At 62.8% G+C, this 18642-nt stretch carries 14 protein-coding genes and 1 pseudogene; 6 read left to right on the forward strand and 9 right to left on the reverse strand.

Annotation, left to right across the window (positions count from 1 at the left end):
• Positions 1-74 precede the first annotated feature (74 nt).
• From CWR53_RS21935 to ycaC, 3 genes are all read right to left on the reverse strand, one after another.
• On the reverse strand, positions 75-893 hold the full coding sequence (locus CWR53_RS21935) for an alpha/beta fold hydrolase (RefSeq protein WP_100852482.1): 819 nt from the start codon (positions 891-893) through the stop codon (positions 75-77).
• 37 nt (positions 894-930) lie between these two features.
• Positions 931-1497 (reverse strand): antibiotic biosynthesis monooxygenase, encoded by a 567-nt coding sequence (locus CWR53_RS21940; RefSeq protein ID WP_100852483.1) that lies wholly within the window; start codon positions 1495-1497, stop codon positions 931-933.
• A gap of 113 nt (positions 1498-1610) precedes the next feature.
• The gene (gene ycaC / locus CWR53_RS21945; protein ID WP_100852484.1) at positions 1611-2240 is read right to left on the reverse strand and encodes an isochorismate family cysteine hydrolase YcaC; all 630 of its coding nucleotides are present in this window, start codon (positions 2238-2240) and stop codon (positions 1611-1613) included.
• Between the two features lie 223 nt (positions 2241-2463).
• Between ycaC and CWR53_RS21950 the strand changes: the two genes are divergently transcribed.
• Positions 2464-3891, forward strand: a complete 1428-nt coding sequence (locus CWR53_RS21950) for a mechanosensitive ion channel family protein (RefSeq protein ID WP_058638853.1) — start codon at positions 2464-2466, stop codon at positions 3889-3891.
• A gap of 29 nt (positions 3892-3920) precedes the next feature.
• Here the strand turns inward: CWR53_RS21950 and CWR53_RS21955 are convergent, their stop codons facing one another.
• A complete protein-coding gene (locus tag CWR53_RS21955) occupies positions 3921-5207 on the reverse strand; it encodes an FAD-binding oxidoreductase (RefSeq protein ID WP_058602796.1) in 1287 nt (428 codons plus the stop codon).
• Positions 5208-5366: 159 nt separating this feature from the next.
• Entirely contained in the window at positions 5367-6857 is a 1491-nt protein-coding gene (locus CWR53_RS21960; protein ID WP_058602795.1) for an aldehyde dehydrogenase family protein, read from the reverse strand.
• Positions 6858-6990: 133 nt separating this feature from the next.
• On the opposite strand from CWR53_RS21960, the gene CWR53_RS21965 reads away from it, so the two are divergent.
• On the forward strand, positions 6991-7881 hold the full coding sequence (locus CWR53_RS21965) for a LysR family transcriptional regulator (protein WP_100852485.1): 891 nt from the start codon (positions 6991-6993) through the stop codon (positions 7879-7881).
• 136 nt (positions 7882-8017) lie between these two features.
• Positions 8018-9412, forward strand: coding sequence for a VOC family protein (locus CWR53_RS21970; RefSeq protein ID WP_100852486.1), 1395 nt, complete (start codon positions 8018-8020; stop codon positions 9410-9412).
• A 38-nt stretch (positions 9413-9450) separates the two neighbouring features.
• Here the strand turns inward: CWR53_RS21970 and CWR53_RS23620 are convergent, their stop codons facing one another.
• The 3 genes and pseudogenes from CWR53_RS23620 to CWR53_RS21980 all read right to left on the reverse strand — a co-directional run bounded on the left by CWR53_RS23620 (position 9451) and on the right by CWR53_RS21980 (position 12431).
• Positions 9451-10311 (reverse strand): methyl-accepting chemotaxis protein, encoded by an 861-nt coding sequence (locus CWR53_RS23620; RefSeq protein WP_375335507.1) that lies wholly within the window; start codon positions 10309-10311, stop codon positions 9451-9453.
• Positions 10312-10353: 42 nt separating this feature from the next.
• A pseudogene (locus tag CWR53_RS23625) lies at positions 10354-11349 on the reverse strand (Cache 3/Cache 2 fusion domain-containing protein); the annotation flags it as partial.
• A 155-nt stretch (positions 11350-11504) separates the two neighbouring features.
• On the reverse strand, positions 11505-12431 hold the full coding sequence (locus CWR53_RS21980; protein ID WP_058602791.1) for a LysR substrate-binding domain-containing protein: 927 nt from the start codon (positions 12429-12431) through the stop codon (positions 11505-11507).
• A gap of 154 nt (positions 12432-12585) precedes the next feature.
• Here CWR53_RS21980 and CWR53_RS21985 point away from each other — a divergent pair, with 154 nt between their 5' ends.
• Positions 12586-13974, forward strand: a complete 1389-nt coding sequence (locus CWR53_RS21985) for a NorM family multidrug efflux MATE transporter (RefSeq protein WP_100852487.1) — start codon at positions 12586-12588, stop codon at positions 13972-13974.
• A gap of 48 nt (positions 13975-14022) precedes the next feature.
• Here CWR53_RS21985 and CWR53_RS21990 read toward each other — a convergent pair whose 3' ends face one another.
• Positions 14023-15690, reverse strand: coding sequence for a bifunctional diguanylate cyclase/phosphodiesterase (locus tag CWR53_RS21990; protein ID WP_100852488.1), 1668 nt, complete (start codon positions 15688-15690; stop codon positions 14023-14025).
• Positions 15691-15980: 290 nt separating this feature from the next.
• Between CWR53_RS21990 and rep the strand changes: the two genes are divergently transcribed.
• Both rep and xpt read left to right on the forward strand, forming a co-directional pair.
• On the forward strand, positions 15981-17990 hold the full coding sequence (gene rep / locus CWR53_RS21995; protein WP_058602788.1) for a DNA helicase Rep: 2010 nt from the start codon (positions 15981-15983) through the stop codon (positions 17988-17990).
• 62 nt (positions 17991-18052) lie between these two features.
• Positions 18053-18625: a xanthine phosphoribosyltransferase gene (xpt, locus tag CWR53_RS22000; protein ID WP_023532789.1), complete on the forward strand. Its 573-nt coding sequence runs from the start codon at positions 18053-18055 to the stop codon at positions 18623-18625.
• The last annotated feature ends 17 nt before the right edge of the window (positions 18626-18642 follow it).

Below are 18642 nucleotides of genomic sequence, written 5' to 3' on the forward strand. Positions count from 1 at the left end.
GCCTCCTTGGAATGGGTAGCAAATTCATACGTCAGGCGCAGCGGCGGCGTGGCGACGCCGCCTGCCCGTCTGGCTCAACGCTGGAGAAACGCCAGCAGGTCTTCGTTCAGTTGTTGCGCATGGGTCACAGCAAACCCATGCGGCGCACCGGCATACACTTTCAGCTCGGCGCCGGCGATCAGCTGCGCCGCGCGCTTGCCGGTGGTCTCGAAAGGCACGACCTGGTCGGCGTCGCCGTGAATCACCAAGGTCGGCACATCGACCTGGGTCAGGTCCTGACGGAAATCGGTTTGCGAAAATGCCGTCACGCAGTCCAACGTCGCCTTGAGCGAGGCCAGCAGCGCGATGTTCAAGGTCTGCGTCTGTACGCCTTGGGACACCTGCTGGCCCTGGTTAAGCCCGTAAAACGGGGCAGCGAAGTCGGCGATGAACTGAGCGCGGTCGGCCCGCAACCCCGCCTCGATCCCTTCGAACACCGACAGATCCACCCCGTCCGGATTATCTGGGCGCTTGCCGAACACAGGCGTCACGGCTCCCAGCAGCACCAGACCGGCCACCCGCCCGGTACCGTGGCGACCGATATAGCGGCTGACATCACCGCCTCCCATCGAAAAGCCCACCAGGGTGACCTCATGCAGGTCCAGGTACTCGATCAGTTGCGCGATGTCATCGGCGAAGGTGTCATAGTCGTAGCCGGTCCACGGCTGGCTCGACCGGCCGAAGCCACGGCGGTCGAAGGCGATGGCCCGGTAGCCGCGGCTGGCCAGGTACTCCATCTGCGTGTCCCACATGTCGGCATCCAGCGGCCAGCCATGGCTGAACAGCACCGGCTTGCCAGTACCCCAGTCCTTGAAATAGATCGAGGTGCCATCACGCGTTTGGAACGTGCTCATATCGGTATCTCCTAGCGGTATGTGGAAAAGGGCTTGTTCAGCCGCGCAGCCAATGGGCGCAACGGCGGGTGACCCAGGGCATGATGTAGAACACCACAGGCAGAATGACGAACAGGTTACCGATCAGGGTGCCTCTGACCGGCCCAGCCAGCTGTGGAAAACGTTCGAAGAGCGGGACCAGCAGGTGCGGGACCACCAACGTCATCGGGCAGATCACCAGGTACGTCAGCACCGCCTGTTTCCAACGCGGTGGTGGTACGGCGCCGGTGCCAGGTGGGGTGAACCAGAATTCCGGGTCCTCATGGACCTGAGGGCTGTCGCCACCGTCGAGCAGCGGCAGCACGTCCCGGATCATCGCCTGGCGTTCTGCCGAATTGACCCACGCCTGCAACAAGTCGGCATTGGCGAACCGGACCACGGTGGTGAAGTGTAGACCGCCCTGGTCGGGTCGAATGACATTGACGTCCAGGTGCCCTGCCTGGCGGCGGGCGGTGCCTACCGCGTGCTTGAGCCACACTTCGTAGTCGTTCAGTGACGCGGCGCGGACCTTGTGCTGGATCACCAGGGTAACCACATTGCGGTTGTCTTGGGCGGCGGTGTTCATCTGCATTCCTTGGGCTGAGCCTGCCCGCATCCGCTGGGCAACAGGGGACGGGCTGAACGTTATCGAGGTGTGCGGCCCTGCGGGCACCGGCCGGGGTGCCCGCGGCGGTGGGGTTACTTGCTGGCGTTGAAGGCGTTGTAGCTGGTCATCAGGTTGCGGTAGTCAGGGATATGGTTGGAGCACAGCGCGGCCAAGCCCTCGACGTCGTTGCGCCAGTCGCGGTGCAGTTCGCAGGCTACGCCGAACCAGGTCATCAGCTGGGCGCCAGCACGGCTCATGCGGTCGTGGGCGGCATCGCGGGTCATGGCATTGAAAGTGCCGGACGCGTCGGTCACCACGAACACCTCGAACGCCTCTTCCAGGGCGGCCAGGGCCGGGAAGGCCACGCACACTTCGGTGACCACACCTGCGATGATCAGTTGCTTCTTGCCAGTGGCCTTGACCGCCTTGACGAAGTCTTCGTTGTCCCAGGCGTTGATCTGGCCAGGACGTGCGATGTAAGGCGCGTCCGGGAACAGGGCCTTGAGCTCCGGCACCAATGGGCCGTTAGGGCCTTGCTCGAAGCTGGTGGTGAGGATGGTCGGCAGTTTGAAGAACTTGGCCAGGTCCGCCAGGGCCAGCACATTGTTCTTGAAGGTGTCGGGCTCGATATCGCGCACCAGCGACAGCAGCCCAGCCTGGTGATCGACCAGCAGAACGGCAGCGTCGTCTTTGTTCAGGCGGTTGTATTTGAATTGAGTCATGGCGGTTGCTCCAGTAGTCGTGATTTGCAGTAGGTGGGGTGTTTCGCGTTGATGGGAGAAGATTAAAACCATCCAGTTTTAGGCGGTAGATAGTGATTTTTGGCTTTAGCGTTCTATTTTGTGAACGATGGTTCAGCGCCATTAACTGCAGCGCCGTGCCCATTGCCTCCTGCATGAACCTGCTCTATTACTACCCGCAGCCCATCCCTGCCCCGAGACCACCATGCTGGCGTTCATCCAGTCGTCCCCACTGCTGCTCGGTACCACCCTGTTGCTGCTTGACCTGATCGTTTGGCACCTGATTCCGGCCCAGCGCCATGCCTGGCGAATAGCCACGCGGCTGACCCTGTTCCTGCTTTTCAGCCTGGTGCTGGTGGCGGCAGGGATGAGCCCGCTGCAGCCCGCCCCTTGGGTCGACGACGTTGCCCGCAACTTGCTGGCCACCGTGCTTGCCATCGCCTGGTGGCTGTTTGGCGCGCGCACCGTCACGGTGGTTTTCGGCCTGTTGTTGGTGGCGCGCGGCAGCCACGGTGGACGCTTGCTGCAGGATGTGCTCGGCGCATTGATCTTCATCGCTGCCGTGGTGGCGGCGGCCGGCTATGTACTGCAATTGCCCGTCAAGGGGCTGCTGGCCACATCGGGGGTGATGGCCATCGTCATCGGCCTGGCCTTGCAGAGCACCCTGGCGGACGTGTTCAGCGGCATCGTGCTCAACACCACGCGGCCCTATCAGATTGGTGACGCCATTTCCATCGATGGCACGGAGGGCAAGGTGCTGGACATCGACTGGCGCGCTACCCGCCTGCTCACCAGCAGCGGCAGCCTGGCGGTCATCCCGAACTCCGTGGCTGCCAAGGCCCGCTTACTCAACCATAGCCGTCCGGCTGATGTGCATGGGGTGTCGATCAGCGTGGTCGTGCCTGCCAGCGTGCGCCCTGGCAAGGTGTTCGATGCGCTGGAAAAGGCGCTGCGCGGTACCCGTGCGATCCTTTCCGCACCCGCCTCCAAGGTGGCCGTGAAAACCTCGACGCTCGATTCGGTGGAATACGAAGCCAGCGGTTTCATCGCCGACATGAGTGGCAAGAACGCTACGCGCAACCAGTTGTTCGACCTGGCCCACCGGCACCTGGAAGCGAACGGGGTGCTCTGGAACCAGGACCTGACGATGCCGCCGCGCAGTCGTCAACGGGAGGTGCTGGACGAGGTACGGGTGTTCCGCGCCCTGAGTGATGAAGAGCGTGACACACTGAGCCAGCACATGACCGCCGTCGAGTACCTGGCTGATACGACGATTCTGGAGGTGGGCAAGCAGTCCGAGCACGTGCTGATCATAGGGCGAGGTGTCGTATCGGCGGCGGTGCTGGAGGATGGCAAGCGCCTGGAGGCCGGACGCATGGGCCCAGGTGAAGTACTGGGCATCGACGGGCTCGTTGATGAAGACGACTCGCTGGTGGAGTTCAGAACCTTGACCAGTTGCCTGCTGTATCGCATCGACAAGCAACGGGTCAAGGCGTATCTGCAGCAACATGGCGATGTGCAGACCGCCTTGAGCAAACTGCAACGCGTCCGGCGTCAGGGTCGCGAATCGCTACTCTTGCACAAGCCTGTTTCCATCAGGAAAGGCGGTTTCCTGAGCTGGCTGCACAAATGACGCGTCACCTGCCGGTGTGGGGCGTTGCCTCACAGCACCACGCGCAGGCACTGGCCGGCGTGATACAGCGAGAATCCGGACTCATAGAACGCCGTGCGCAGTGAGGTCGCGCTCACGCCTTTCATGGTCGAGAACGGTATCGGCAGGCTGGCTGCTTCCCCTTTTGACAGAAACTCGGCGAACGCCCGGCCAATGACGGTGCCGGTGGTATTGCCACGCCCGTTGTAGCCGGTGACCGCCACCAACCCAGGGGCGGGTTCGAACAGACGCATCAGGTGGTCGGGCGTAAAGTCGATGCAGCCGGTCCAATGCATGTCCCATTCGACCTTGCCAAGCGCAGGATAGTAGTGACGCTGGATACGGTCGGCCCAACTGCGCACGAACCACGCGGGCTTGTTGTCGACCCGGCCCAGGCTGCCGAGCAGCAAACGGCCCTGGTCATCGCGGCGAATACTGCTGAGCACGGTGCGGGTATCCCAGGAGCCTTGGCCGTGAGGGAGTATCTTGTCGGCCTGCGCGCCCTGCAATGGCTTGGAGGCGACCTGGTAGTAGTAGCCTTTGAAGAACTGCTTTTGCAGGTTGCTCCAGTCCCCTTCGGTGTAGGCGCCCGTGGAGATCACCACCTTCTCGGCGCGAACCGAACCGCGTGCGGTCTGCACACGCCAGCCGTCACCCTCGCGCGTCAGGCCCTGAACTGCGGACTGTTGGAACAGCTTGCCGCCCAGGCGCACCACGGCAGCTGCCAGGCCCTGGGTGTAGCCCATCGGGTTGATGGTGCCGGCACGGCGGTCGAGCAAGGCGGCGGCGATCTTGTCGGTACCGCAATATTCCTGGCACTGTGCGCCGGTCAGCAGTTCGACATCGGCACCGCGCCGTCGCCACTGCTCGTGGCGGGCCTGCAGATCGGCGATGCCGGTGGCGTTATGTGCCATGTGCAGGGTGCCCTGGTGCCGTGCCTGACAGTCGATGCCCAGGCGTTCGATCATGGCGAACACATCGGCCGGGGCCTGGCCCAGCACCGTATTCAACCGGCTGCCTTGCTTCTGGCCCAGGGTGGCTTCAACGTCGTCCGGGCGAATCCACGTACCGGCATTGACCAGCCCGACGTTGCGGCCAGAGCCGCCGTGGCCCACCTTCCAGGCCTCCAGCACGATCACCGACTTACCCTGCTCGAGCAGGTGAATGGCCGCTGACAACCCGGTAATGCCGCCGCCGATCACGCAGACATCGGCGTGGTGTTCCCCCGCCAGGGCCTGGACGGTCACGCTTGGCACGGTGACGCATTCCCACAAGCATTCTTGACGCAGTTCGGACATAGCCCGGCTCCCGCAATTTATTCTTGTTCGAGACCGCCGTGCGGCCCTTCGCAGCCAAGCCCGCGTCCCCAGGCATCGAGGCATACGCACCGATCCTGATGGAGGCGGGCTTGGTCGCCCACCAAGGGCCGTGCCCCTGGTTCTACACAATCACGCTAGTCAGTCGAACACGATGCCCTGCGCCAGTGGCAACTCACGGGAGTAGTTCACGGTATTGGTCTGACGGCGCATGTAGCCTTTCCAGGCATCGGAACCGGACTCACGGCCACCACCGGTCTCCTTCTCACCCCCGAATGCCCCGCCGATTTCGGCACCGCTGGTGCCAATGTTGACGTTGGCGATACCGCAATCACTGCCAGCCGCGCTCTGGAAACGCTCAGCCTCGCGCAGGTCGGTGGTGAAGATGCAGGACGACAAGCCCTGCGGCACTTCGTTGTTCAGGCGCAAGGCTTCGTCGAAGTCATCGTAGGCCATCACATAGAGAATCGGCGCGAACGTTTCATGGCGCACCACCTCGCTTTGCCCAGGCATTTCGGCAATGGCAGGCGATACGTAATAGGCATTGGGATACTGGTCGGCCAACTGTCGCTCACCCCCGAACACTTGGCCGCCTTCGTCGCGAGCCTTGGCCAGGGCGCCTTGCATGGCATCGAACGAGGCCTTGTCGATCAGGGGCCCAACCAGGTTGTCCTTGCGCGGGTCGCCAATGCGCACCTTGCCGTAGGCGGCTTTGACCCGAGCCAGTACTTCATCCTTGATCGAACGGTGCACGATGAGGCGGCGCAGCGTGGTACAGCGCTGCCCGGCAGTGCCGACTGCCGAGAAGAGAATGCCCCGCACGGCCAGGTCCAGGTCGGCGCTAGGTGCCAGGATCATTGCATTGTTGCCGCCAAGTTCCAGGATGCTGCGGCCAAAGCGTGCCGCTACACGCGGCCCGACTTCACGGCCCATGCGCGTGCTGCCGGTGGCACTCACCAGGGCCACGCGTGGGTCATCGACCAGGGCTTCGCCTGCTTCACGGCCGCCGATGACCAGCTGCGCAAGACCTGCCGGTGCATCGCTGAAGGCTTTCAACGCCTTGTCGAACAACGCCTGGCACGCCAGGGCGGTCAATGGCGTTTTCTCGGAGGGCTTCCACACCACCGAATTGCCGGCCACCAGAGCCAGGGCGGTGTTCCAGGACCAGACCGCCACCGGGAAGTTGAACGCGCTGATCACACCGACCACACCCAGCGGGTGCCAGCTTTCGCGCATGTGGTGGCCAGGGCGCTCGGAGGCGATGGTCAGGCCGTACAACTGACGTGACAGCCCCACTGCAAAGTCGCAGATGTCGATCATTTCCTGCACTTCGCCCAGGCCTTCTTGGGTGATCTTGCCTGCTTCGATCGAAACCAGTTCACCCAGGTCTGCCTTGTGCTCGCGCAACACTTCGCCGAACAGGCGCACCAGCTCACCCCGGCGTGGGGCAGGCACGCTGCGCCACGCCTCGAACGCCTGCTGGGCCTGCTCGATACGCGCGGTGGTCTCGGCTTGACCGAGCAGCGTCACCGAAGCGATCTGGCTGCCGTCGATTGGCGTGTGTACAGCGTAATCGCCTTGGGTGTAAGCCTGGGTAGCAACGCCCAGACGCTCGAGCAATCCAGCAACCATTGGTGTTCTCCTACATGGGTAGACAGGTTGGATATGATGTGGATCAGTATTAATCCGATCAGTTAAGCGCAACAAACGACCTTTATTCCGCATATCATTCCGTCAGGTAATGATTCGAGCCCGTGAGAACGCTATGTCAAAACGTCTGGTGCCGTCCATGACCGCCCTGCAGTGCTTTGAAGCTGCAGCCCGCCACTTGAGCTTCACCCGAGCCGCCGAAGAGCTGCATTTGACCCAAAGTGCGGTCAGCAAGCAGGTGGCGCAGCTCGAAGACCTGTTGCGTCACCACCTTTTCCTGCGCATTCGCCGACGTTTACAGCTCACGCCAGCCGGCAGCCTCTATCTGGCCGAGGTGAACAAGATCCTCACGCAGGTCGATATGTCCAGCCGCTACGTGCTGACGTACGGGGAGCAGACCGAGATCCTGAAGGTCGCGACGCAGCCAAGCTTCGGCGTGCGCTGGCTGATCCCCCACCTCAAGGGCTTCGGCCGGCGGCACAGCAACATTCACTTGGACATCCGCAACGAAATGGAGCCTTTTTCACTGTTGCAGGGCTCGGCTGACGTCGTGTTCTTCTACGGCCAGGGCACCTGGCCGGGGGCCAGCTGCATCGAGCTGTTCGGTGAAGAAGTCGTGCCGGTGTGTTCGCCAGAGCTGCTGGCAGGCCGTGACCTGCCGAGTGCCAAGGCATTGACCGACCTGGTGTTGCTGCAAAGCACTTCACGGCCAGAAGCCTGGCACGAATGGTTCCTGGAGCAGGGCCTGCAAAGCGTCAGCGCGTACCACGGCCCGCGCTTCGACACGTTCTACATGGCCCTGAGCGCTGCCCAGGCCGGTTGCGGGGTGGCGCTGGTGCCGCGCTACCTGGTGGCGAAGGAGCTGGCCGAGGGCAGCCTGGTCGTGCCCTGGAATCATGCAATGCGCAGTGCCGGCGCGCACTACCTGGCGTATGCCGAACATGCCGCGGAAGTGCCCAAGGTGCGGGCGCTGGTGGATTGGATCGGTGAGCAATTACAGGCATGAAACCTCGGCAGGGGGAGCACCCTACGTCCGCCTATGTCGATCAAAAAAGGAATGACTCGCCTACTTTTTTTCGCTTGTGGCCCGGGTGCATTCCCCGCTTTCATGTAAGGGTCAGCCATTAACCAGGAATCCAGCGATGCCCGCCCATGATTTCGTCAGCCCCGACAGCATCCGTGCGCAGTTTTCTGCCGCCATGTCGCTCATGTACAAACAGGAGGTGCCGTTGTACGGCACGCTGCTGGCGCTGGTGAGCGAAATCAACCAGCAGGTGATGGCCGAGCAACCAGAAGTGGCGCAGGCGCTGCGCTGGACAGGGGAACTCGAGCGGCTGGGCCATGAACGCCATGGTGCTATCCGCGTGGGTACGGCCGAGGAGCTGGCGACCATCGCGCGACTTTTTGCGGTCATGGGCATGCAGCCAGTGGGCTACTACGACCTCAGCAGTGCTGGGGTCCCGGTGCACTCCACCGCGTTCCGTGCCGTGCATGAGCAGTCGCTGCACGTCAGCCCGTTCCGTGTCTTCACCTCGCTGTTGCGCTTGGAGCTGATCGACAACCTGCAGTTGCGGGAAATGGCCAAGGATATCCTGGCCAAACGCCAGATCTTCACCCCTCGCGTACTCCATCTGATCGAGCAGCGCGAACGCGATGGCGGCTTGAATACCGCAGATGCCCAGACTTTCGTACAGGAAGCCCTGCACACCTTCCGCTGGCACCGCGACGCTACCGTTACCGCCGAGCAGTACCAGCAGCTGCACGACCAGCACCGCCTGCTTGCCGATGTTGTCGCGTTCAAGGGCCCGCACATCAATCACCTCACTCCGCGCACCCTGGATATTGATGCCATCCAGCTCAGCATGCCGGCCAAGGGCATCACGCCCAAGGCCGTGGTCGAAGGCCCCCCTCCCCGCCGCCACCCCATTTTACTGCGCCAGACCAGCTTCAAGGCCTTGCAGGAAAAGGTCGTGTTCTGCGGTCAGCACGGTAGCGAAGGCAGCCACACCGCGCGCTTTGGGGAAATCGAGCAACGTGGCGCGGCGTTGACCCCGAAGGGGCGCCAGCTCTATGACAAGCTGCTCGACAGGACTCGCGTCGCATTGGGTGGTGCACCCGCCGAAGCCAATGCCGCACAGTACATGGCGATGCTCACAGACACCTTCGCCGCCTTCCCGGACGACCTGGTGCAGATGCGTGAGCAGGGCCTGGCGTATTTTCGCTATTTTGCGACCGAGAAAGGCCTGGCCGCGCGCGGTGAACAAGGCAGGCCAACTACCCTGCAAGGGCTGATCGACGCAGACCACGTGCATTTCGAGGCACTGGTATACGAAGATTTCTTGCCGGTAAGCGCCGCAGGGATCTTCCAGTCCAACCTGGGCGACGATGCCCGGGCCGAGTACGGCAGCAACGCCAACCGCGCGGCCTTCGAAGCGGCGCTGGGGCTGCAGGTGCAGGATGAACTGGCGCTCTATGCGCAAAGCGAGCGCCGCTCGCTGCAGGCGTGCGCGCAGGCACTGAACCTGATATCGCTGTAAAGCGACACGTTGAAGGGGCACTTGGGTGCCCCACCGTGTCAGCGGAAACGGTCCACTTCCTGACGCAACTGCGCGGCCAACCGTTCCAGCTCCCGCGCTGTTAATGCCAGCTCGTTGGCCACCTCGCGCTGCTCACCGTTGGCCTGGGCGATGCTCTGCAAATTGCGGCTCAGCACGGTCGCTGTGCTGCTCTGCTCCTGGGTCGCCGTACTGATCACGGCAAACTGCTCACCCGCCGCACGGCTTTGTTCGTCGATGCGGGCAAGTGCCTGCGCGACCTTGCCATTGCGCTCCAGGCCGTCCTGCATCAGCTGGTTACTCTGCTCCAGCGTGGTGATGGCATGCCCGGTCTGCTGCTGGATGCTGGTGATCATGCCGGATATCTCATCGGTGGCCTGACGGGTTCGCGCTGCCAGCCCACGCACCTCGTCAGCCACCACTGCAAAGCCACGCCCCTGCTCACCGGCACGGGCCGCTTCGATGGCAGCATTCAAAGCCAACAGATTGGTCTGCTCAGCGATGGCGGTGATGACACTTATGATGCTGCCGATCTCTTGCGAACGTGCACCCAGGCTGTTCACGACCGTGGCGGTGTCACCCAGGGCATCGGCAATCTGCTTGAGCGAGTGCGACGCTTCGTCCATGGCGCCGCGGCCCACGCGGGTCTGCTGGGCATTGTCGCGGGCCATGCGCTCGGTACCAGCCATGTTGTCGGCGATGTTCATGGACGTGGCGCTGAACTCTTCCACTGCGCCCGCCATGCTGGTGATTTCGCCTGATTGCTGGTCCATGCCCACACAGGCGCCAGCCGACAGGCCTGACAGCGAGCGGGCGCGGGTGCTGACCTGTTCGGAGGCACTGCGAATGTGCTCGACCATGTTCGAGAGGGCTTCACCCATCGTGTTGAAGCTGCGCGCCAACTGTCCGATTTCATCGTGGCTGGTCACGTTCAGCCGTGCGTTCAGGTCACCCGCTCCGAGCGCTTGTGCTTGCCGTACCAGATCATCCAGCGGGCGCAGCTTACGCCTGAGCAACCAGAGCGTGGCAGCCACGGCCATGAGCATGGCCAGCACGCTGCCGACGGCAAGGCGCAGCCCCACGCTCCAGGTTACCTCGCGGATCTCCGCCAGAGGCATGCTCGCAACCACCGTCCAAGGCCCTTCGGCAAAGGGCGCCGTCGCGCTGTACAGCGGCTGCTCGGCATTGGCCGGCGGCACCAGCCACTGGCCCTTTTCATCCTGCAGTGCCAATGAACCGGTTTGGCCAATGCGGAAGCGTTTGAGGTTGGCGAACTGGGCGTTCTGCGCATCGGTGTAATCGAAACCCACGAACAGCACCGCAATCACCCGGCCATTACCGTCGGTCATCGGCACGTAGCGCGTCATGTAGTTGCGGTCGAACAACACGGCACGGCCAACGTACATCTGCCCGGCCAGTAACTTGGCGTAAGCAGGGTGCTGACGGTCGAGCTGGGTACCGATGGCGCGGCTGCCGTCCTGTTTCTTCAGGTTGGTGCTGATGCGCACGAAATCGTCACCACTGCGCACGAATACCGTGGCGATACCGGCAGTCATCTGTTGGAAGTCGTCCACTTGCTGGAAGTCGTTGTTCAATAGCTGATCGCCCAGGTACAGGGCCGGGGTTGCCTGCCCTGCGACCTGCACGGTCTGCCCTGCATGAAGCGACAGCCCTGATGCGAAGCGTCGCTCGAACAAGCCGCTCAAGCGCTGGGTATTGTCCTTGAGCGAGCCGTGGAACGTGTCAAGCTGGTCGGCCAGCAAGCGCGCCTCACTGGCCAGGTGGGCCTGGCGCGTAGCGAGGTTGGCATCGTCCAGTGAACGCAGGGCAAAAAGGGTACTGCCGGAAATCACCAGCGCCAGCACGATGGCGAGGGCGATACCGAGTTGCGAGGCAATCCGGGCACGCGGTTGAGGCATGGGCAAGCTCCTGGCAAGAGGCCGGGATCATCCTGATCACGCTGACCGCCCGCTTTTATTTGACGGAAAGCGCGCCCTCTTCCGGGACGCTGGTGCCACTTGATCGGCGTCGGCGCTGAATACTTGAGTGTCGGACCGGGATATAGCGCTCGCAATCAAAGGGCTGGCAGGATCACCACCTCGGGTAGCGCCATGGCATTCACCTCTGCTTGCAGGAAGGCACTGAGGCGGCGCAGGCGCTCGCCGCCCGGCCGGGTCCGCGGCCATACCAGGTAGTAGTCCATACCGCTGGGGACTGCTGTCGGCCATGGCAGGCTCATGCGCCCCTGCGCCACATCTTCGGCCACCATCATCAGGTCACCAATTGAAACACCGTAGCCTCGGGCCGCTGCAATCATGCCCAGTTCCAACGTGTCGAACACCTGCCCGCCCTTGAGCGAAACCCTGCTACTCAGGCCCAGGCGCTCCAGCCATACCCGCCAGTCACGCTTGTCCATTGTAGGGTGCAGCAGTTCGCTACTCGCAAGGCGCGCCGCGGTCCAGGGCCCGTCATCCAACAGCCCTGGTGCACCCACCGGCACCAGCAGTTCGGGGAACAGCTTGCGTACCTCCCACTCCGCCGGGAACACCCCATCGCCCAGCAGCACGGCGCAATCGAAAGGTTCCTGGTTGAAGTCCACATGGTCGACGTCCATCCAGGCACTGGTCAGTTGCACTTCATTGCCAGGCTGCAGCCGACGGAAGCGGCTCAGCCGGGCCAGCAACCAACGCATGGTCAGGGTGGACGGCGCCTTCATGCGCAGCATTTCGTCTTCACCGCGCAACGTGTCACAAGCACGCTCAAGCGCGGCAAAGCCTTCGCGCACACCCGGTAGTAGTACCCGTGCAGCTTCGGTCAGTTGCAGGCTGCGGCCACTGCGCACGAACAGTCGGCAGGCAAAGTGATCCTCCAGCGTGCGAATGTGCCGGCTGACCGCGCTTTGGGTAATGGACAACGCTTCGCCAGCACGGGTGAATGAGTTCAACCTCGCCGTAGCTTCGAATGCACGCAGCGCATACAAGGGCGGTAACTTGCGGGTCATGAGGTTCCTTGTTCGGCGGAGATACGGCGACCTGCGCATCATATCGCCATGATTAAAACTCATGCCAATGATCGCATTTATCCTTTTGTTAAAAGCTGACCCAAGCTTCAGAATCGCCCTTCGTCCGCCACCGTCTTCGCCAAGGATCACATCCATGCACGTCGCACCTACCCACGAGCTCAAGGCATTACTGCGCTTGGCAGGCCCGCTGATCGCCTCGCAGCTGGCGCACATGCTCATGGTACTGACCGACACCCTGATGATGGCACGCATCAGCCCGCAGGCCTTGGCCGGTGGCGGGTTGGGCGCGGCGGGCTATTCGTTCGTGTCCATCTTCTGCCTGGGCGTCATCGCGGCGGTCGGCACCCTGGTAGCCTTCCGCCGAGGCGCCAATGACATCGAGGGCGCCACACGGCTGGCGCAAAGCGGCCTGTGGCTGGCCTGGGGCCTGGCCTTGTTCGCGGCGCTGGTGCTGTGGAACCTCGAACCTGTGCTGCTGCTTTTCGGGCAGCAGCCTGACAACGTCGCCTCGGCGGCCGAGTTTCTCACCCTGCTGCCGCTGGCGTTGCCGGGCTACCTGACCTTCATGGCCTTGCGTGGCTTCACCAGCGCCCTGGGCCGCTCTACGCCGGTGATGGTCATCAGCCTGGTAGGCACCGTACTCAACTACTTGCTGAACGTTGCGCTGATCGAAGGCATGTTCGGCCTGCCCAAGCTTGGTCTGATGGGCATCGGCCTGGTCACTGCGGTGGTCTCGATGGGCATGGCCATTGCCCTGGCGCTGTACATCCGCTGGCACCCGGCCTATGCCGCCTACCCGCTGCGCAAGGGCCTATCGCGGCCATCGCTGCCCGCGTTGGGCGAGCTGTGGCGGCTGGGGCTGCCGATCGGCGGCACGTACATGGTGGAAGTAGGGCTGTTCGCTTTTGCGGCGCTGTGCATGGGCGTACTGGGCAGTACCGAGTTGGGCGCGCACCAAATCGCCCTGCAGATCGTGTCGACCGCCTTCATGGTGCCCACTGGCCTGTCCTATGCCGTGACCATGCGCGTAGGCCATTACTACGGTGCGGGCAACTTGCTCGCCGCGCGCAGCGCTGGCCGGGTGGGGATCGGCTTCGGGGCCATGCTGATGTTCGCCTTCGCTGCGCTGTTCTGGTTGCTGCCAGACGCATTGGTAGGGCTGTTCATCGACAGGGCCGACCCGGCATTTGCCGCCATCTTCCAGCTGGCGGTCCAGCTGCTGATGGTAGCCGCCTGGTTCGAGCTGTTCGATGGCGTGCAGACCATCGCCATGGGCTCTATTCGTGGACTGAAAGACGCCAAGACTACGTTCCTGATCGGGCTGGTGTGCTACTGGCTCATCGGGGCACCCAGCGCCTGGTTGTTCACTTTCGTCTTTGGCGGGGGCGCGCTGGGCGTCTGGTGGGGGCTGGCCTTGGGGCTGGCGTGCGCCTCGGTGGCGCTGACCTTCGGCTTCGAATGGCGGATGCGGCGGCTGTTGCGCCACGCCGGAACACGCGCCGTAACGGCCACATCTGCCTGATTTCAACCCATTGAGGTGGCTTTGCGCATTGGCCAGAGGGGCGGACAGCTAGCCTGCAACCCCCACTTGGCGGTGTGACGACTGCAGCAGGAACGGGATCAGCGCGTCTACCGGCAGGGGCTTGCTGACCAGGAAACCCTGTACCTGGTTGCAGCCAAACCCGCGCAGCAAGGCCAATTGCGCTTCGCTTTCGACGCCCTCGGCCACCACTTCGAGGTTGAGATTGTGGGCCAGGTTGATCATGGCATGCACCAGCTTGCGGTTCTCTTCGCGCATATCCATCTGCGCAACGAAACTGCGGTCCACCTTGAGCAAGGTGATCGGCAGGCTGTTGAGGTGCACGAACGAAGAGAACCCTGTGCCAAAGTCGTCCAGCGAGAAGCGCACGCCCAGGCGCCCCAGTGCATCCATGGTCTGACGCACCCGCTCATTGCGCCGCATCACGGCCGTTTCGGTCAGCTCGAATTCCAGCCAGTGGGCATCGACACCGTACTCGGCAATTAGCCGGCTCAAGGTTGCCAGCAACTGGCTGTCCTGAAACTGCCGGAAACTGAGGTTGACCGCCATGTGCAACGGCGCAAGCCCCTGTGTGTTCAGGGCCTGCATGTCGCGCAGGGCACGGGCGATGACCCAGTAACCCAGCGGCACGATCAGCCCGCTTTGCTCGGCCAATGGCACGAACTCACTGGGCGGCAGCAAGCCCCGTTCGGCGTGGCGCCAGCGCACCAGCGCTTCGAGACCGACGATCCGCCCATCAGCCAGGTTCAAGCGCGGCTGATAGTGAAGCTCCAGCTCGTCACGGCGCAAGGCCCGGCGCAGCTCGCTTTCGAGATCGGCCAGGCTGCGTGCGTGGCGATTGATGCGCTCGTTGAAGACATGGAAGGTACAGCCCTGGGTGGCCTTGGCCTGACGCATGGCGATGTGCGCATGCCACATCAGCGGGTCGGCGCCACTCTGGGCGCGGGCGTGGGCCAGGCCCAGGCTGCAACCGAGCAGCAGGCTTTCGCCATCGACCCAGTAGGGCTCGGCCAATGCCTCGACGATGCGCTCGGCCATCCACTCGGCACGCCCTGGGTCGCGGCGGGTGTCGATCAGCAAGGCGAACTCGTCACTGCCCAGGCGTGCCAGCTGGTCGCCTGCTTCGAGTTGATGCTTCAGACGTAGCACCACCTGCAGAATGAGGCGATCCCCACTCTGGTGCCCCAGGGCGTCATTGACATGGCGAAAGTTGTCCAGGTCCAGATGCCCTAGGGCGACGCCGCGCCCGTCATGGTCGGCCAGGCGCGTGGCCAGCAAGGCCTGGAAGCCCTGGCGGTTGGCGATGCCGGTCAAAGGGTCTTGCTCGGCCAAGCGTTGCAGGGTGGCTACCAGTACACCTCGCTCGCGCACGTGGCGCAGGCAGCGACGCAGGCTGTCGACATTGACTTGGTCGCTCACCAGCCAGTCGCTGACGCCGCTGGGCGCCGCCTCTGGCTCGCTGTGCAACAGCAGGATGGTCGGCAGTTCACAACGACCGGGTGCTGGCTGCAACGCCGGCGTGGTCAGCACCACGGCCTGCCGGTCGCGGCTGAACAGACTGTCGACGGCATCCCAGTCGGGTGCCGTGAGCAGTACGGCCGCGCCCTTCAAGGCAGGCATGCACGCGTGCAGCAAGGCCGCCCACTCGGGCTCACTGGCCAACAGCAGCAAACGCATAGGTTCGACAGGCGCGGACAAGACGGCTCCTTAAGGCTCGACGATGCAACGTAGACCGATGAACAGGCCGACGCATTCAATGGAAATGATTTTCACTTGTAAGCGCGCCTTTTAACAGCCTGGTCCGACGTATTTTGTCGTGCATCCTGCGCGAAAGCAGACAAACCGGCAAATACGATTTTTTCAGGCGCAAGCATTAGCGGCGCTAATGGTCGTTTCTAAAGTCTGACTCGAACGTCAGACGGTCACGCCATGAACACGCATGCCTGTTAGAATGCGCGGCTATTTTCTGGCGACCCCCGGTTTCTAGCATGTCCCGACTCAATCCCCGGCAGCAGGAAGCCCGTGACTATGTCGGCGGCCCTCTTTTGGTGCTCGCCGGTGCAGGTTCGGGCAAGACCAGCGTCATCACGCGCAAAATTGCCCACCTCATCCAGAACTGCGGTATTCGCGCCCAGTACATCGTGGCCATGACCTTCACCAACAAGGCCGCCCGCGAGATGAAGGAGCGGGTTGCCAGCCTGCTGCGTCCGGGCGAAGGCCGAGGGCTGACGGTCTGCACATTCCACAACCTGGGCCTGAACATCATCCGCAAGGAGCACGAACGCCTGGGCTACAAGCCTGGTTTTTCGATCTTCGACGAGTCGGATATCAAAGCCCTGCTGTCGGACATCATGCAGAAGGAGTACTCCGGCGACGACGGCATCGACGAAATCAAGAACATGATCGGTGCCTGGAAGAACGACCTGATCCTGCCTCCCGAGGCCCTGGAGAAAGCACGCAACCCGCGCGAGCAGACCGCTGCGGTCGTTTACACCCACTATCAGCGCACGCTCAAGGCGTTCAACGCCGTGGACTTCGACGACCTGATCCTGCAACCGGTCAAGTTGTTCCAGGAACACCCCGAGGTGCTCGAGCGCTGGCAGAATCGCGTGCGTTATCTGTTGGTAGACGAATACCAGGACACCAACGCCAGCCAGTACCTGCTGGTGAAGATGCTGATCGGCATGCGCAACCAGTTCACCGTGGTGGGCGACGACGACCAGTCGATCTACGCCTGGCGCGGCGCGCGCCCCGAGAACCTGATGCTGCTCAAGGAGGACTATCCCTCACTGAAAGTGGTCATGCTGGAGCAGAACTACCGCTCCACCAGCCGCATCCTGCGCTGCGCCAACGTGCTGATCGCCAACAACCCGCACGCGTTCGAGAAACAGCTGTGGAGCGAGATGGGCGTGGGCGACGAGATCCGGGTGATACGTTGCAAGAACGAGGATGCCGAGGCCGAGCGCGTAGCGATGGAAATCCTCACGCTGCACCTGCGCACCAACCGTCCCTACAGCGATTTCGCCATCCTGTACCGCGGCAACTACCAGGCCAAGCTGATTGAGCTGAAGTTGCAGCACCACCAGGTGCCTTACCGTCTTTCCGGCGGCAACAGCTTCTTTGGCCGTCAGGAAGTCAAGGACCTCATGGCCTACCTGCGCCTGCTGGTGAACCCTGACGACGACAACGCCTACCTACGTGTCATCAACGTGCCGCGCCGGGAAATCGGCTCGACCACCTTGGAAAAGCTCGGCAACTATGCCACCGGCCGGGGCATTTCGATGTATGCCGCCAGTGAGGAACTGGGCCTGGGCGAGCACCTGGATGCGCGCTACACCGAGCGCCTGCAGCGCTTCAAGCACTGGCTGGACGGCGTGCGCCACAAGGTGGCGCTGGACGACCCCATAGCCGCCCTGCATGAAATGATCCGCGACATCGACTACGAAAACTGGATCCGCCAGCAGACCGCCAGCGACAAGGCCGCGGAGTTTCGCATCAGCAACGTCTGGTTCCTGGTCGAAGCGCTGAAGAACACCCTCGAGAAGGACGAAGAGGGTGACATGACCATTGAGGACGCCATTGGCAAGTTGGTGCTGCGCGACATGCTCGAGCGCCAGCAGGAAGAGGAAGAAAACGCCGACGGTGTGCAGATGATGACCCTGCACGCGTCCAAGGGCCTGGAATTTCCCTACGTGTTCATCATGGGCATGGAGGAGGAGATCCTGCCTCACCGCTCCAGCATCGAGGCCGACACCATCGAGGAAGAGCGCCGCCTGGCTTATGTGGGTATTACCCGCGCACGCCAGACGCTGGCGTTCACGTTCGCCGCCAAACGCAAGCAATACGGGGAAGTCATCGACTGCACGCCCAGTCGCTTCCTCGACGAACTGCCCCCCGAAGACCTGTCCTGGGAAGGGCTGGACGATGCACCGGTCGAGGTCAAGGCCGCACGCGGCAACAATGCCCTGGCCGACATCCGGGCGATGCTCAAACGCTGATCAACCATTACTCTTAAACACTGCCGCTGTTTGCGGCCATTTCTGTTCCGAGGAATACCATAGTGGAAGCACTGCATCAGAAGATTCGCGAAGAAGGCATCGTGCTTTCCGACCAGGTTCTCAAAGTCGATGCGTTTCTCAACCATCAGATCGACCCGGCGCTGATGCAGCTGATCGGTGACGAGTTCGCCCGCCTGTTCGCCGATGCCGGCGTGACCAAGATCGTCACCATCGAGGCGTCGGGCATCGCCCCTGCGGTGATGACCGGGTTGAAGCTGGGCGTGCCGGTGATCTTCGCGCGCAAGCACCAGTCGCTGACCCTCACCGAAAACCTGCTGACGGCTTCTGTGTATTCGTTCACCAAGCAGACCGAGAACACCGTGGCCATTTCGCCGCGCCACCTGAGCAGCAGCGACCGAGTGCTGGTGATGGATGACTTCCTGGCCAACGGCAAGGCGTCCCAGGCGCTGATATCGATCATCAAGCAGGCCGGGGCGACCGTGGTAGGCCTGGGGATCGTGATCGAGAAATCGTTCCAGGGCGGACGCGCCGAACTGGACCGCCAAGGCTATCGCGTGGAGTCGCTGGCGCGAGTGAAATCGCTGGAAGGCGGTGTGGTCAGCTTCATCGAGTGATGCGGCACCGGCTCGCT

It is taken from the genome of Pseudomonas sp. SGAir0191, from assembly GCF_002812565.2.
Lineage (GTDB): Bacteria > Pseudomonadota > Gammaproteobacteria > Pseudomonadales > Pseudomonadaceae > Aquipseudomonas > Aquipseudomonas parafulva_B.